This window comes from Mycobacteriales bacterium (assembly GCA_036497565.1).
GTDB lineage: Bacteria > Actinomycetota > Actinomycetes > Mycobacteriales > QHCD01 > DASXJE01.
In genome coordinates this window covers 1-15337 of the sequence record DASXJE010000006.1, presented here as the reverse complement: position 1 = coordinate 15337, position 15337 = coordinate 1, and the positions used below count along the sequence as shown (strand labels likewise).

Here is a 15337-nt window from a genome sequence, read left to right as displayed (position 1 = left end):
CTCCCCGGTAGGCTGGATCATCGTGATCGACCTCCGCCTGGTCCGTGACGACCCGGACCGTGTCCGGGCGTCCCAGCGTGCCCGCCGCGAGGACCCGGCCACGGTCGACGCGCTGCTCGAGGCGGACGAACGTCGGCGCGCCGCCGTCGCCACCGCGGACGACCTGCGGGCCGAGCAGAAGGCGCTGGGCCGCAAGGTCGGCAAGGCCGCGCCCGACGACCGTCACACGCTGCTCGAGCACGCCAAGCACCTCGCCGACGAGGTGAAGGCTGCCGAGGCCGAGCAGGCCCAGGCCGACGAGGCGTTGCGGGCGGCCCACCGGGCGGTCTCCAACGTGGTGATCGACGGCGTACCGCCGGGTGGCGAGGACGACTTCGAGCTGCTGGAGACCGTGGGCGAGGCCCCGGCCTACGACTTCGAGGTCCGCGACCACGTCGAGATCGGGACCCGGGTCGGGGCGTTCGACACCGAACGCGGCGCGAAGGTCTCCGGTGCCCGGTTCTACTTCCTGACCGGCCCCGGCGCGCTGCTGGAGATCGCCCTGCTCAACCTCGCGATCGAACAGGCGGTCGGGGCCGGGTTCACCCCGATGGTCGCGCCGGCGCTCGTGCGGCCGGAGGCGATGGAGGGCACCGGCTTCCTCGGGGCGCACGCCGAGGAGGTCTATCGCATCGAGCGCGACGACCTCTACCTCGTCGGTACGTCCGAGGTGCCGCTCGCCGCCTATCACTCCAACGAGATCCTCGACCTGTCGGCCGGACCACGTCGCTACGCCGGCTACTCGGCCTGCTTCCGGCGCGAGGCCGGCTCCTACGGCAAGGACACCCGCGGCATCTTCCGGGTGCACTGGTTCGACAAGGTGGAGATGTTCACCTTCACCCGGCCCGAGGAGGCCGAGGACGAGCACGCGCGCCTGCTGGCCTGGGAGAAGGAGTTCCTCGACAAACTGGAGCTCAGCTACCGCGTCATCGACGTCGCCGCGGGCGACCTCGGGTCCAGCGCGGCCCGCAAGTACGACTGCGAGGCGTGGTTCCCCGCGGAGGGGCGCTACCGCGAACTGACGTCGGCCTCCAACTGTACGACCTTCCAGGCCCGCCGGCTCGGTGTGCGCTACCGCGACGCCGGCGGCAAGCCGCAACCGGCCGCCACCCTCAACGGCACGCTGTGCGCGATCGCCCGCACCATCGCCTGCCTGCTCGAGGTGCACCAGCGGGCGGACGGATCGGTCTACGTGCCGAAGGCGCTCCGCCCGCACCTGGGCGGGCGGGACCGCATCGAGCCGCTGACTCCGTGAGCGCCGACAACCCGGCGGTCGCCGACGACGTGACCGAGCCGCCCGTGAAGCTCGTCGCGACCGACCTCGACGGCACGCTCGTCCGCACCGACGGCACTATCTCCGAGCGCAGCAGGCGCGCCCTGCAGGCGACCGAGGCCAGCGGCCGATCGGTCGTCTTCGTCACCGGGCGGCCGCCGCGGTGGATGCACGAGGTCGCCGAGGCGACCGGTCACACCGGCCTGGCGATCTGTTCCAACGGCGCGCTGCGCTACGACCTGCACACCGAGCAGGTCGTCGGCGGCTCGCCGCTGGATCCGGCCACGATGGCCAAGGTCGCGGCCCGGCTGCGCGCCGCGATCCCCGGTCTGGCCTTCGCGGTGGAGTACGGCGACGCCTTCGCCCACGAGCCTGACTATCGCCACACCTACGACCTCGGCGTCGACGCGGTCGTCGGGCAGGTGGACCAGATCGTCGAACTCGAGGCGGCGAAGATGCTGGCCCGGCACAGCGAGCTGCACCCCGACGACCTGCTCGCCCAGGCGGTCGAGGCGGCGGGCGATCTCGCCACCTTCACCCACTCCGCGTCGGCCGCGGACGGCCTGCTGGAGATCTCGGCGTTCGGCGTCACCAAGGCCTCCGGGCTGGCCGAGCTCGCCGGTGAGCTCGGGATCGGACCTGAGGAGGTGGTGGCGTTCGGCGACATGCCCAACGACCTCGCGATGCTCGAATGGGCCGGCCACTCGGTCGCGGTGGCCAACGCCCACCCGAGCGTGCGGGCGGCGGCCGACGAGATCACGGTGAGCAACGACGACGACGGCGTCGCCGTCGTACTCGAACGGCTGTTGGCCAGATGACCGGGACCGCCGGGATCCGCCATCGGGGTCGGAGTCGGACAAGCCGGTCCAGAACCGTGCGCGAAGGGGCAGGACCACGGTCGCGATCTTGGCGACTGGCCGCGCCGACGCGGTCCTTCAAGGCAGGATTGCCGAATGGCCGACCGAGCCGGTAAGGGGACTGGTCGCGACCAGGGACGGTCGTGGGCCGTGCTGGCTGCCCTCATCATCACCGGGCTCTTCCTCGCGCTGGTCGCCCGCTTCGCCGGGGCTCCCGCCTGGGTGCAGATCGCCCTTATTGTCCTCGGCGTACTTGCCGGCGTGGGGCTCAACGAGTGGCTGGTCCGCCACGGGGGCGAGGAGAACAAGAACACCCGCGGGCTGCTGCTCGTGGACCGGGGCGACGAGCAGTCGGTGCGGGAGGCCGAACGCTGGTTCCGGGAGGCGGCCGCGAGCGGCCATCCCGGCGCGATGAACAACCTCGGCGTACTGCTCAATCGCAACGGTGACCGGCGGTCGCTGCACGAGGCGGAGGACTGGTATCGGCGGGCGGCGGCGGGCGACCATCTCAACGCGATGAACAACCTCGGTCTGCTGCTCGTCCGGCGCTGGGACCTCAACGACCGGCGAGAGGCCGAGGACTGGTTCCGGAAGGCGGCCGACGCCGACCACACCGACGCCATGGACAACCTCGGGCTGCTGCTCTACGACCGCGGCGACCGGGGCTCGGTGCAGGAGGCCGAGCAGTGGTTCCGGCGGGCCGCCAACGCCGATCACGTCAACGCGATGAACAACCTCGGCATCCTGCTCTACGACCGCGGCGACCGGGATTCCCGGACCGAGGCCGAGGAGTGGTTCCGCCGCGCGGCCGCCCGGGACCACTCCGACGCGATGCACAACCTCGCCGTGCTCCTCAAGCACCGCGGCGACCGTCAGGCCCGCCGCGAGGCAGAGGACTGGATGCGGGCCAGCCGCGAGGCCTGAGGCTCAGGACGTCTTCTGCAACGCGTCCTGGTACTCCTTGCGGATCGTGTCGCCACCCGCACTGCGCCACGTCTTGACCGCGTCGTCCCACGACGACAGTGGCTCCCGGCCCTGCAGGATGGCACTCTGAGCGTCGGTCATCTTCAGGTTGATGTCGGAGCCCTTGGTCGAGTTGGTGTTGGAGTACAGGCCCAGCGTCGGGTTTGCGACGGCCATCGGCAGGAACTTGCGCTGGAACTCGTAGCCGTCCTTGGTCGCCTCGGGGAATCCGGGGAAGTAGAGCACGGTCGGCGCGTTGGCGATGTAGCCGATCGACAGGCCGGGAACCTCCGCCTCGCCGGTCGACGTGACCACGGGGTCGCCGTTCTTGACCTCGTAGTCGCGGCCGGCGATCCCATAGGTGCGGAAGAGGTACTCCTCGGTGCCGAACGGCGCGGACAGCCAGTTGCAGACCTCCAGCAGCATCTTGATCCGCTTCTTGTCGCCCTTCTTGATGGCGGTGAAGCTGAGGTCCGGGTTGCCCTGCCAGGTCACCGGCTTGGAGCCGCTGTCGTACGCCGGCGGCAGCATCCCGGCGATCTTGAACGACGGTCCCGCGACGTTCTGCACGTAGAACTGCGGCCAGGCCGTGTAATTGTCGTAGTCCAGCGCCGCGTTTCCGGCATTGAACCACTGTTTGAAGTCGGTGGTCAGCGTCGGGTCGTAGCTGTCCGGGTGGACGGTTCCGGCCTTCGCCAGCTGTGCCACCGCAGCGATCGCCTGCTTGGTCTCCTCCAACTCGTACGCGTTGGTGAGCTTGCCGCCGTCGTTCTTCCAGGAGTTCGCGACGCCGAGCATCTGCTGGACGAAGTTGACGGCACCGGTCGGGTTGGCGATCGCCCACTTGTTCTGGCGCGGCTCGGTCAGAGCCATGCACAGCTTCTTGAAGTCGGCGAAGCTGGCGGGCGCCGGGTCAAGGCCCTTCGCGGACAGGATGTCCGACCGCAGGTAGAAGACCGCGCCCATCTTGGAGCGCGGGATCGGCACGCCGTAGATCCCGCCGTTGTAGACGCACGAGGTCTTCCAGTAGATCTCCGGGATGTTGGCCAGGAACGGGTAGTCCTTTACCGCGTCCCCGCCCAGATACGGCGTCAGGTCTTCGTACTTGGCCGCGAGCATCTGCGGGAGCTGCGGAACCAGACCGGCGAGCTGCAGCAGATCGGGCAGGTCACCGCCGGCCGTGGTCGTAGCCAGCTTGTCGGCGTAGTCACTCGACGTGATGACGGTCATCTTGAGATTGAGGCCGACACGCTTGTTGATCTGCTGCCAGTACTGGTTCTGGGACAGGCCCGGAGGGATCGGGCTGTACGTCTCGACGAAGACATTCACCGTGCTGCCGTCGCCGGGCGGGGCCTTGGCGACGCGCTTCGGGTTCGCCGGATACTTCAGGAACCCGTCGAGGACCCCCTCCGACGTACCGCGCAGATCCGGCTGCGGACCCTGATACGGCGCGTACGACGGAAGCTTCACCTTTGCGTTGACCGCGTTGGTGTTGCTCTTGCCACCGTCGCCGCAGCCGCTGAGCAGTGCCGGGCCGGCCGTCAGGGCCGCGGTGCCGAGCGCGCCGCGCAGAAATAGCCGCCGATCGAAGGTGCGATGGGTCATGGCGCTGGGCTCCTTGGGGTCAGCCTTTGACGGCGCCGGTCAGGACGCCCTTGGCGAAGTGCCGCTGCAGGAATGGGTAGACGAGCAGGATCGGGACGATCGAGATCACCAGGATCGCCATCTGGATCGACTGTTGCGGGGGGAGCGCCTCGCCGCTTCCCGCGAGCTGGTTGACGCCGATCGGGGCGTTGTTGACCACATAGGTACGCAGGACGAGCTGTAGTGGCCACTTGGTCGTGTCGTTCATGTAGAGAAGCGCGTTGAAGAACGCGTTCCAGTAGCTAACGGCGTAGAAGAGGCCGATCACCGCCAGTACGGCGCGGGAGAGCGGCAGCACGAGCCGACGGAGGATGGTCAGCTCGCCCGCTCCGTCGATGCGCGCGCTCTCGAGCAGCTCATGCGGGAGGCCCATGAAGAAGGCGCGCATGACGATGACATTGAAGGCGTTGATCGCGGTCGGAAGGACGAGCGACCAGTAGCTGTTGAGCAGCCCCAGCTGCTTGACGACGAGATAGGCCGGGATGATCCCCGGGGCGAAGAGCAGCGTGAACAGCACGACCATCAGCATGGGTTTGTGGCCGAATGACCCGGGCCTGCTGAGTGAGTAGGCGAGCAGCGCCGTGCAGGTCAGGCTCAGCAACGTGCCGACGACGGTGATCGCGACGCTGACCACGAGCGCCCGGGTGACGACACCGCCGGCGAAGATCGCACGGTAGGCGCTCAGGCTCGCCGAGTCCGGGAGAAGGACGAACCCGCCGGCCTTGGTGATCTGCGCGCGGCCGGCGATGCTGGTGGAGAGGATCCCGACGAAGGGCAGGACGACAACCGCGCAGATCGCGATGAGGACGACGGCCTTCAGGCCGCGGCTCACCGGCGACGGTGCGGTTGTCCCGGCGACTGCAGATCGACTCATGACTGGTAGATCCCCTGTTCTCCGAACAGGTGGGCGACCTTGTTGGCCACGACGACCAGCGCGACGCCGACCACGCCCTTGACCAGGCCGACCGCCGCGGCGACGCCCCAGTCGCCGTGCAGGATTCCGTTGTTGTAGACGTAGGTGTCTAAGACCTCGCTGGCTGGTATGCCGACCGGAGCCTGCTGCAGCACGATCTGCTCGAAGCCGACGGTGAGGATGTTCCCCAGCCGCAGGATGAAGAGCAGGATGATGATGCTCCGTAGGCCGGGCAGCGTCACATGCCACATCTGCCGCCACCGGCTTGCACCGTCCACGCTCGACGCCTCGTAGAGAGCCGCGTCGATCTGGGAGAGCGCGGCGAGGAAGAGGATCGTCGCCCAGCCGGTGTCCTTCCAGATCACCTGGCTGGTGAGCAGTTCCTTGAAGAGCCCGGCGTTGCCGATGAAGTTGAACGTGCCGTGTCCGTGCGAGCGGAGGTAGTCGTTGAGCAGACCGCTCCCGCCGAGCATCTGCTGGAAGATCGCCACCACGATCACCCAGGACAGGAAGTGCGGCAGGTAGAGGATGCTCTGCACGACTCGCTTGAGGCGTTCGGAGAGCAGGCTGTTGAGCATCAGAGCGAGGACCACCGGTGCCGGGAATACAAAGACGACCTGCAGCACCGTGACGATCAGCGTGTTCTTGAGTGCGTTGAGAAACTCCGGATCGCCGTTGAAGATGACGTCGAAGTTGGTCACGCCGTTCCACGGACTGTGCATGATGCCCAGATAGGGCTGGTAGTCCTGGAAGGCGATGATGTTGCCGAGCAGCGGCAGGTAGTGGAAGAGCAGCAACAGGGTGATCCCGGGGACACCCAGCAGGACGAGGAGTCGATCCCGGCGCAGACGTCGTCGCCACGTCCCTGTCGGCCGATGCTTCGGCGCGGGTGACAGCTCCGAAGTTGCAAGGTCAGACCGCGCGTCGACCTCGGCGTTGGTCGCCAACATTCCTCCTGGAAATGGTTTACCCGACGGAGCCTTGAACGCCGGTGTGCGGTCTGGTACGAGGGTTGGACGACATCGGCCTACACGTCGCTGCTTTTGTGTGCCGAGCAGTCTGTGCACCGCGCGAATCATTGTCAAGACCTGGTTGACGGTTGTCCGCCGTACCGCAACGATTGGCCGGGCGAACAGGGCAAACGCTTTCCTTTTGGTCGACTCAGGAGGCTTAAATCGTGGCGACCGACCAGGTCCCGTCGGGAGTGTCCCCGGCCGGTTCCCGACTCGTCGAGATGCTCGGTGGTTCGGCGCTGGCGAAGCTTCCGGCACCCGGCTCGTGGCATCCGCTGCCCTCGGTGTCGGACCGACCTGCCTGGTCGTTCGTGGACGACACGACCACGCGGGCGATCGTCGATCGGGCCGAGGAGTTGTCGGCCGCCGAGTGGTCGGTGCTTCCGGCGGCCCAGTGGCTGGCGTTCCTCCGGACCGGCAACCGGTCGGAATACGAGACCCGATACTTTGCCCGGCGGCACCGAATCTCGGCGGCACTGCAGGCGGCCTGCGTCACCGGTGACGCGCGGTGGATCGACGACGTACTCGACGGCGTGTGGCTGGTGTGCGAGGAGACGTCATGGTCGGTGCCGGCTCACGACCGGTTCGCCCACTCCGATGGCGGGCTGCCCGACCCGGCCCGGCCCTTCGTCGACCTCTTCGCGGCCGAGACGGCGGCGCTCATGGCCTGGGTGCACGAGGTACTCGGCGAGGAGCTCGCAGCTCGCGCCCCGGAGTCGGTGCGCCGGCTGCGGGACGAGGTGCGCACACGGGTCCTGGTGCCGTTCCGGGCGACGGACTGGCACTGGTCCGGCCGGGGTCGCCCCGGGCACCCGGTGAACAACTGGAACCCGTGGATCCACTCCAACGTGCTGGCCTGCTCGCTGCTGCTCGACGATGAGGACGACCGGCGTACCACGGTGCAGCGCGCGCTCGAAGGCCTCGACGTCTTTCTCGACAGCTACTCCGAGGACGGTGGCTGCGACGAGGGGCAGAGCTACTGGTGGCGCGCCGGAGCGTCGCTGTTCGACTGCCTGGAACTGCTGCTGCAGAGCAGCGGTGGAGCGCTCGACGGGTTCGAACTGCCGCTCGTCCGGGAGATCGGCCGCTACCCGCACCGCATCCACATCGGCGAGAGCTGGTATGTCAACGTCGCCGACGGATCAGCCCGCTCCGACGGTTCCAACGAGCCGCAACTGCTCTACGCCTACGGCGGTCGGGTCGGCGACCCGGAGATGCGCGCGCATGCGCGGTCCATGCGCGGCGCCGGACCGGCCGTCAGCATGGGCGGTGTGCTCTCGCCGATGCGCCAGCTCCGGGCGTTGACCGACCGGCAATGGGCGACCGAACCGAACCAGCCGCCACCGCTGGTCCGCGCGGCCTGGTGGCCGCAGACCGAGCTCTGGGTGGCCCGGGAGCGCGCCGGCGACACGGCCGGACTCTTCGTCGCGGTGAAGGGCGGCCACAACGCCGAGTGCCACAACCACAACGACGTCGGCAGCTTCCTCGTGGCGGTCGACGGTCAGCCGGCACTGGTCGACGTCGGGGTCGGGGAATACACCCGGGCGACCTTCGGCCCGGACCGATACAGCATTTGGACGATGCGCAGCAGCTACCACAACCTGCCCGAGGTGGACGGCGTCGATCAGGCGCCGGGCCGCGACCATCGCGCTTCCGACGTGTTCCAGTCCGGGGACGGCGACAGCGCGTCGATCAGGCAGGACATCGCCGGCGCCTATCCCGCGGAGGCCGGTATCACCTCATGGGTCAGGGAGGTGGCGCTCGACCGTGCCGACTCGCGCATCACGGTGCAGGAGCGCTGGCAACTCGACCATGATCCCGAGTCGGTGGTCCTGCATCTGATGTGCTCCGGGCCCGTGGATACGTCGACCGCCGGCCGGATCGTCGTACGTCCGCCGGGGAGCGGTCGCCCGCTGGCCGTCGACTACGACAAGGACGCGGTCTCCGTCACGGTCGAGCCGATCGCCGTCGACGACCGGCGACTGACTCCGGTGTGGGGCTCGACGCTGTACCGCGCGGTCCTCGCCGCCCGCAACCCGGGCAGGGACGGGTCGTGGCGGCTGTCGATGTCGGCGGGCTAGAGGTACTGCCCGGTCGAGCCGGGCTGCGACGGCATCGAGCCGCCGGGCTGCGAGCCGCCGGGCAGCGCGCGTCGGCGCATCTCCTCGAGCTGCACGCGCGCCGCCATCTGCTGCGCGAACAACGCGGTCTGAATGCCGTGGAACAAACCCTCGAGCCAGCCGACCAGCTGCGCCTGGGCGATGCGCAGTTCCGAATCCGACGGCGTCTTGTCGTCGGAGAAGGGCAGCGAAAGGCGCTCGAGCTCTTCGCGCAGCTCGGGGGCGAGACCCTGTTCGAGTTCGCGGACGGACGATGCGTGGATCTCCTTGAGTCGTTGCCGACTGGCTTCGTCGAGGGGAGCCGCACGCACCTCCTCGAGCAACTGCTTGATCATCGTGCCGATCCGCATCACCTTGGCCGGCTGCTCCACCAGATCGCTGACCTCGGGATGATCGCCCTCGGCCATCGCCGCCACGTCGCCCGCCGCTCCGGTGCCTTGGCCGAACGGCATCTGACCCATCGGTTGCCCGTCCGGTCCGACCACCACTACACGTTGTCCCTGCTGTTCGCTCATGCCTCCATCCTCACCCACCCGTTCCGGGGCCGCACACCACCCCACAGGTTCGCCGTAGCTGATCGAAGACCGTGGACAAAACCCACTACTAGTGGGTTGTGGACATCGCGTACGGCGTGTCGTGGACCAAAACCCACTAGTAGTGGGTTTTGGGCAAGGGCCGGGCAGCGGTCGGGGCGGCGGGCAGTTCGGGCATCTCCCTGACGCGCAAGTAAAGCGCGGGTAGTGTCCAATTTGTCGTTGTAGGGGCTCAGCGAACCCTCGTTTCGCCGTCTGGCGATGCAGGACCTCCCTGTGCGGCACCGGAGGTACGCATGTCCCGGAAACCTCTTCTCGCGCTGGCCGTTCTCGGTGCGTTGATCGCTGCCGGATGCAGCAGCGGAACGACCGCGTCGGCTAATTCCGGCGAAGCGTCGAAGTCTGCGTCGACCATCCTGTCCGACGCCAAGCAGGCGGCCCAGTCGGCATCGTCGGTGCGGGTCAAGGGAAGCGTCGGCAAGTCCGGTCAGACGGTGACCCTTAACCTGCAACTGAACAAGCAGGGCGACGCGACCGGAAGTGTGCAGGCGCAGGGCCGGACGATCAACGTCGTCAAGGTCGGCAGCCAGCTCTACGTCAAGCAGGGCGGCTCGCCGTACGTCAAGTTGCCGATCGGCAGCAGCAGTGCCAGTCAGCTCGCCGGCATCGTCGACAAGAACACGCTGATCAACCAGGCGCTCAAGCCGAAGGGCACCATCAAGAAGGCGGGGACTGCCACCGTCAACGGTCAGGATGCCGTTCAGCTCAAGGACAGCAGCGGCCAGGGCACGCTGTTCGTCGCGAACAACACGGCACATCCGTACCCGTTGAAGATCAGCGCGAGCAAGTCGAGCGGGAGCAGCGGATCGATCGTGTTCACCGACTGGAACCAGACCGTCGTGGTGAAGGCGCCGACCGGCGGGTGATCCGCGCTGCGGTCAGACCGTGAGCAGCACCTTGCCCACGTGACCACCGGACTCGATGATGCGGTGCGCTTCCGCCGCGTCCTTCACGGGCAGCTTCCGGTCGATCACGGGGTGAACCTCGCCCGCCTCGATCGCCGGCCAGACGTTCGCGAGCACCGCGGCGACGATCTCCGCCTTGCTCTCCCGTGACCGGGCGCGCAGACCGGTCGCGGTGACCATGGCGCGCTTGGCCATGAGCGCGCCAAGGTCGAGCTCGCCGGTACGGCCGCCCTGCATGCCGAGCACCACGAGGCGGCCGTCGGCGGCGAGCGCCTTCATGTTGCGGGGCAGGTACGACGCCCCCATGTTGTCCAGGATCACGTCGGCGCCATGACCACCGGTCTCGTCGGCGATCCGCTCGACGAAGTCCTCCTCGCGGTAGTCGATCGCCACCTCGGCGCCCAACTCGCGGCAGCGGGCCCGCTTCTCCGGCGTACCGGCGGTGCAGAACACCCGGGCACCGTGGCGAGCGGCGAGCTGGATCGCCATGGTCCCGATGCCGCTCGACCCGCCGTGCACGCAGAAGACCTCGCCGGGCTGCAGCCGGGCGACCATGAAGACGTTCGACCACACCGTGCAGGTCACCTCGGGCAGCGCGGCGGCGTCGACGACGGACACGCCGGCCGGCACCGGAAGCAGCTGCCCGGCCGGCGCGGCGACCTTTTCGGCGTACCCGCCACCGGCGAGCAGGGCGCACACCTCGTCGCCGACCTCCCACCCGGTGACGCCGTCGCCCAGGGCGGCGATCCGTCCGCTGCACTCCAGCCCCGGGTACGGCGGCGCGCCGGGCGGCGGCGGGTAGTGACCCTGTCGCTGCATGATGTCGGCCCGATTGACCGCGGTCGCGGCGACGTCGATCAGTACCTCGCCGGTGTCGGGCTTCGGGTCGGGTACCTCGGCCCAGGTCAGCGCCTCGGGGCCGCCGAAGGACGGCAGCGTGATCGCATGCATGCCGCCAGCCTAGGAGCACCGCGCCCGACCACCGCCGGCCCTCCCGCTTAGCCCTCGCTCCCCCCATGATCAAGAGGGGGTTCCGACACGAAACGCCGTACGAATCCCCTCTTGATCACGGGAGGGGGCGTCGGCGGTGGACGGGCGGCGGGAGGTGTACGACGGCTCGCAGGCCGGGGCCGGCGTCGGCGAGGTCGATCCGCCCGCCGTGCGCCTGCACCAGTTCGCGGACGATGGCCAGACCCAGCCCGGTGCCGCCGGCGTCGCGGCTGCGGGCGTCGTCCAGCCGGGTGAATCGGTCGAAGACCCGATCGCGGTCGGCGACCGGGATCCCGGGCCCGTCGTCGGCGACGGTGATGGTGACGCCGTCGTCCGTCAGTGCGACGGAGACCGTCACCCGCGAGGTCGCGTGCCGTACGGCGTTGTCCAGCAGGTTGACCACGACCCGGCGCATTGCGTCGGGGTCGGCGTCGGAGATCGCCGGCGCGGTCGACGCCATCTCGACCGGCACCCGCGCGCCCGCGTAGCCCGTGGCGCAGTCGGCGACCAGTGCCGTCACGTCGACCGGCGTACGACGCAACTGTTGCGCGGATCCGCCGCCGTCCATCCGGGCCAGGAGCAGCAGGTCGTCGATGAGCCGGGACAGCCGGGCGACGTCGACGAGCGCGCCGTCCGCGGTGCGCGGCCAGTCGGCCCGGTCACCGAGGTGGTGGGCCACCTCGAGCTGGGTGCGCAGGCTGGCCAGCGGGCTGCGCAACTCGTGCGCGGCGTCGGCGACGAACGCCCGCTGTTGCGCGCTCGCCGCGTCCAGCCGCCCGAGCATGTCGTTGAGGGTCAGCGCGAGCCGATGCACCTCGTCGTCGCTGGCGGCGACCGGGAGCTGCCGGGCCCCGCCCGCCCCGGTGATCTCCTCGGCTCCGCGCCGCAGCTCCTCGACCGGCCGCAGCGCCCGGCCGACGACGTACCACGACAGCAGTGCCAGCAGCACCAACAGAATCGGTACGCCGATGAACAGCGCCGTCCGCAGCACCCGCACGCTCTCGCCGGTCTGGCTCGCGTCGACGGCCACCACCACCGTCCGGCGGTCGCCACGCGGTCCGGCGGCCACTCCGAGCACCCGCAGCGAGCCGGTCACCCCGGCCTGGTCGCCGGACACCTGCAGGATCTTTCCCGCCCGGATCTCGGCCAACGCCGGAGGGGGAAGCAGCGGCACCAGGTGGTCGGCACCCGCGGATGCGGCGTCGACGCGTCCCGCGGAGTCGATCACCTGCACGACGACGGTGTTGCCGTCACCGACCGGCAGCGGCTCGGGCAGCGCCTCGCCGTTGTTCACCAGGACCGCCACGTCCTGGGCGGTACGTCGGGCGCTCGCATCCAGCGCGGTGGTCAGGCTGTGGCCGAGCGAGACGACGAGCAGCAGGGCTCCGGCGCCGAGGCCGATAGCCAGCACCGAGGTGGCGAGCACGGTGAGCCGGGCACGCAGGCTGCGGGTCTGCCACCACGCCGGCCGCCCGACCGATCGCTGCCCGAGCGACCGCTCCGCGGCGGAGCTCTCAGCCATCGTCGCGCCGGTCAGCCACCGTCGACCGCCAGCCGGTAGCCGGCGCCCCGCACCGTCTGCAGGCCGCGCCGGCCGAAGGGCGTGTCGAGCTTGCGGCGCAGGTAGCCGATGTAGACCTCGACGATGTTGGGGTCGCCGTCGTAGTGGGCGTCCCAGACGTGGGTGAGGATGTCCGTCTTCGACACCACGTCGCCGGCGTGCCGGAGCAGATACTCCAGCAGCGCGAACTCCTTCGGGGTCAGCGGTACGTCGGCCCCGGCGCGCGACACCTGCCGGCTCGCCGGGTCGAGCGTGAGGTCGCCCGCGGCGAGGACGGCCGGGCGCGGCGGCGCCGCGCGGCGCAGCAGGGCGCGCAGCCGGGCGATGAGGACGACGAAGGAGAACGGCTTGGTCAGGTAGTCGTCGGCGCCGACGTCGAGCCCGTCGGCTTCGTCGTACTCGCCGTCCTTCGCGGTGAGCATGAGCACCGGCACCCAGTTGTCCTCGGCGCGCAGCGCGCGGGCGATCCGGTAGCCGGAGAGGCCGGGCAGCATCACGTCGAGAACGATCGCGTCGTAGGTGTGCTCTCGTGCCAGGTGCAGCCCGTCCGGGCCGGTGTGGGCCACGTCGACGACGAAGCCCTCCGCCTCCAGGCCGCGCCGGAGCGCGTCGGCCAGGCGGACCTCGTCGTCGACGACCAACAGGCGCACCGTTTCTCCTCTTAGGATCGACCTCTCAGGCTCCTCACAGCATGCAACGGGCAGCATGACGTCACGAACACCGAATAGGCGAATCTCACGAAGAGGGGTGGTTTGGGTGCTGTCAGCCCGAGCTCGTCGATGGACCGCGCCGGTCGCGGTGGCGGTCGTCATCGGCGCGGGCGTCGGTATCGGCGACGCGCTCTCGGCCAACGCCTCGCCGCCGCTGCCGCACAAGACCGCGGCAGCGCTGCTGGCTGAGGTACAGACCGCGCACGTAACCGGCATTTCGGGAACGGTGGTTCAGAACGCCGATCTCGGCCTGCCGTCGCTGCCGTCGACGAACGGTGGGCAGGGCAGCTCCAACCTGTCCTCGCTGATCACCGGCTCGCACACCCTGCGGGTCTGGTACGCCGGCCCGGACAAGGTGCGCATCGCGCTGCTCGGGACGCTCGGCGAATCCGACGTGATCCGCTCCGGGCGCGACCTGTGGCAATGGTCGAGCACCTCCAACTCGGCCAGCCACACGCTGCTGCCGGCGCGGATGAGCGGCCACCACGCCGACGCCATGCCCTCCCAGCAGGGGGCCATGACTCCGCAGCAGGCCGCCAACAGGGCACTTGCGGCGATCAGCCCGTCCACCAAGGTCTCGACCGCCGGTACGGCGACCGTCGCCGGGCGGCCGTCGTACGAGATGACGCTCGCTCCGCGCGACGCCCGGTCGCTGATCGGCTCGGTGCGGATCGCGATCGACTCCGCGACCCACGTGCCGCTGCGGGTGCAGGTCTACTCCAAGGGCTCCACGGTCAAGCCGGCCTTCGAGGTGGGCTTCACCCATGTCAGTTTCGCGAAGCCGGACGCCAGCGAGTTCCGGTTCACCCCGCCCGCGGGCGCGACGGTGCATTCGTCCACGCCGGGCGCCCACAAGCGGGCACCGGGTGCGCGGCCCGAGGCCAGGCACGGTGCGGGCCACGCGAAGCCGGAGGTCGTCGGCAAGGGCTGGACGCAGGTCGCGATCCTGCACAACGTCAAGCTCCCGGCCAAGATCCACGGCGATGGTGAACTGGCCACCGTGATGGGCTCGCTGCCGCGGGTCAGCGGTTCCTGGGGCAGCGGCATGCTGCTCAAGTCGTCGCTGGTCAGCGCGCTGTTCACCAACGACGGACGGCTGATCGTCGGCGCGGTCGCGCCCGACCAGCTCTACGCCGCTGCGGCACATCGGTGAGCACGATCAGCCAGGTGGCTGCGATGCCGGGGGGCGGTCTCGACGACCGCTCCCCGGGCGCGGTCCCGCCGGCGGTCACCAGCATCGGGCTGACCAAGCAGTTCCGGGGCGGGCAGGTCGCGGTCGACCACATCGATCTCGTCGTACCTCAGGGCAGTGTCTATGGCTTCCTCGGCCCGAACGGGTCGGGCAAGACCACCACGATCCGGATGCTGCTCGGCCTGATCGCGCCAACCGCCGGCACGCACCGGCTCTTCGACCTGGCGATGCCGCGGCACGCCGCCGACGTGCTGCCTCGGATCGGCGCGCTCGTGGAGGGGCCGGCGTTCCATCTGCACCTGTCCGGTCACGCCAACCTCGAGCGGCTCGACGCCGCCGACCGGACCGCCGACCCGGCCACCGCCCGCACCCGCATCGGTGAGGCGTTGGACACGGTCGGCCTCGCGGCCGCGGCGGGCAAGCGGGTGCGCGCCTACTCACTCGGCATGAAACAGCGGCTCGGCATCGCCGCAGCGCTCCTGCAGCCGCGGGACCTGCTGGTGCTCGACGAGCCGACCAACGGGCTCGACCCGCAGGGCACCAGGGAAGTGCGCTCGCTGGTCG

14 protein-coding genes are annotated in these 15337 nt (G+C 69.6%); 7 read left to right on the top strand and 7 right to left on the bottom strand.

All coding sequences use genetic code 11. From position 1 onward, the window contains the following. The first annotated feature begins 22 nt into the window (after positions 1–22). From serS to VGH85_00310, 3 genes are all read left to right on the top strand, one after another. Positions 23–1294 (top strand): serine--tRNA ligase, encoded by a 1272-nt coding sequence (gene serS / locus VGH85_00320; protein HEY2172234.1) that lies wholly within the window; start codon positions 23–25, stop codon positions 1292–1294. Beyond that, a complete protein-coding gene (locus VGH85_00315; protein ID HEY2172233.1) occupies positions 1291–2130 on the top strand; it encodes a Cof-type HAD-IIB family hydrolase in 840 nt (279 codons plus the stop codon). Before serS ends, VGH85_00315 begins: the two co-directional genes overlap by 4 nt. 135 nt (positions 2131–2265) lie before the next feature. Further along, positions 2266–3093 carry a tetratricopeptide repeat protein gene (locus VGH85_00310; protein ID HEY2172232.1) on the top strand — a complete coding sequence of 276 codons (828 nt, stop codon included), beginning with the start codon at positions 2266–2268 and terminating at the stop codon, positions 3091–3093. 3 nt (positions 3094–3096) lie between these two features. Here VGH85_00310 and VGH85_00305 read toward each other — a convergent pair whose 3' ends face one another. From VGH85_00305 to VGH85_00295, 3 genes are read right to left on the bottom strand one after another with little or no spacing between them, the layout of a single operon-like run. After that, positions 3097–4737: an extracellular solute-binding protein gene (locus VGH85_00305; protein HEY2172231.1), complete on the bottom strand. Its 1641-nt coding sequence runs from the start codon at positions 4735–4737 to the stop codon at positions 3097–3099. Positions 4738–4756: 19 nt separating this feature from the next. Further along, complete coding sequence (locus VGH85_00300) at positions 4757–5650, bottom strand: carbohydrate ABC transporter permease (GenBank protein ID HEY2172230.1); 894 nt, start codon at positions 5648–5650, stop codon at positions 4757–4759. Beyond that, on the bottom strand, positions 5647–6639 hold the full coding sequence (locus VGH85_00295; protein HEY2172229.1) for an ABC transporter permease subunit: 993 nt from the start codon (positions 6637–6639) through the stop codon (positions 5647–5649). The genes VGH85_00300 and VGH85_00295 overlap by 4 nt, the downstream gene beginning before the upstream one ends. A gap of 227 nt (positions 6640–6866) precedes the next feature. Between VGH85_00295 and VGH85_00290 the strand changes: the two genes are divergently transcribed. Beyond that, a complete protein-coding gene (locus tag VGH85_00290; protein HEY2172228.1) occupies positions 6867–8783 on the top strand; it encodes a heparinase II/III family protein in 1917 nt (638 codons plus the stop codon). Here the strand turns inward: VGH85_00290 and VGH85_00285 are convergent. Continuing rightward, positions 8780–9337, bottom strand: a complete 558-nt coding sequence (locus VGH85_00285; GenBank protein ID HEY2172227.1) for a bacterial proteasome activator family protein — start codon at positions 9335–9337, stop codon at positions 8780–8782. The genes VGH85_00290 and VGH85_00285 overlap by 4 nt on opposite strands. Positions 9338–9651: 314 nt before the next feature. Here VGH85_00285 and VGH85_00280 point away from each other — a divergent pair, with 314 nt between their 5' ends. After that, complete coding sequence (locus VGH85_00280; GenBank protein ID HEY2172226.1) at positions 9652–10281, top strand: hypothetical protein; 630 nt, start codon at positions 9652–9654, stop codon at positions 10279–10281. Positions 10282–10293: 12 nt separating this feature from the next. Here the strand turns inward: VGH85_00280 and VGH85_00275 are convergent, their stop codons facing one another. From VGH85_00275 to VGH85_00265, 3 genes are all read right to left on the bottom strand, one after another. Then, complete coding sequence (locus VGH85_00275; protein ID HEY2172225.1) at positions 10294–11271, bottom strand: NAD(P)H-quinone oxidoreductase; 978 nt, start codon at positions 11269–11271, stop codon at positions 10294–10296. 115 nt (positions 11272–11386) lie between these two features. Beyond that, on the bottom strand, positions 11387–12832 hold the full coding sequence (locus VGH85_00270; protein HEY2172224.1) for a HAMP domain-containing sensor histidine kinase: 1446 nt from the start codon (positions 12830–12832) through the stop codon (positions 11387–11389). An 11-nt stretch (positions 12833–12843) separates the two neighbouring features. Then, complete coding sequence (locus VGH85_00265; GenBank protein HEY2172223.1) at positions 12844–13521, bottom strand: response regulator transcription factor; 678 nt, start codon at positions 13519–13521, stop codon at positions 12844–12846. A gap of 106 nt (positions 13522–13627) precedes the next feature. Between VGH85_00265 and VGH85_00260 the strand changes: the two genes are divergently transcribed. Together VGH85_00260 and VGH85_00255 are read left to right on the top strand one after the other, a co-directional pair. Then, on the top strand, positions 13628–14734 hold the full coding sequence (locus VGH85_00260; GenBank protein HEY2172222.1) for a hypothetical protein: 1107 nt from the start codon (positions 13628–13630) through the stop codon (positions 14732–14734). A 23-nt stretch (positions 14735–14757) separates the two neighbouring features. Further along, the coding region (locus VGH85_00255) for an ATP-binding cassette domain-containing protein (GenBank protein HEY2172221.1) at positions 14758–15337 on the top strand (580 nt) is incomplete at its 3' end.

Coding starts and splice junctions, on each gene's coding strand:
- VGH85_00285 (HEY2172227.1), bottom strand. CDS start 9,337: ATGAGCGAACAGCAGGGACAACGTGTAGTGGTGGTCGGACCGGACGGG.
- VGH85_00300 (HEY2172230.1), bottom strand. CDS start 5,650: ATGAGTCGATCTGCAGTCGCCGGGACAACCGCACCGTCGCCGGTGAGC.
- VGH85_00295 (HEY2172229.1), bottom strand. CDS start 6,639: ATGTTGGCGACCAACGCCGAGGTCGACGCGCGGTCTGACCTTGCAACT.
- VGH85_00305 (HEY2172231.1), bottom strand. CDS start 4,737: ATGACCCATCGCACCTTCGATCGGCGGCTATTTCTGCGCGGCGCGCTC.
- VGH85_00280 (HEY2172226.1), top strand. CDS start 9,652: ATGTCCCGGAAACCTCTTCTCGCGCTGGCCGTTCTCGGTGCGTTGATC.
- VGH85_00310 (HEY2172232.1), top strand. CDS start 2,266: ATGGCCGACCGAGCCGGTAAGGGGACTGGTCGCGACCAGGGACGGTCG.
- VGH85_00275 (HEY2172225.1), bottom strand. CDS start 11,271: ATGCATGCGATCACGCTGCCGTCCTTCGGCGGCCCCGAGGCGCTGACC.
- VGH85_00270 (HEY2172224.1), bottom strand. CDS start 12,832: ATGGCTGAGAGCTCCGCCGCGGAGCGGTCGCTCGGGCAGCGATCGGTC.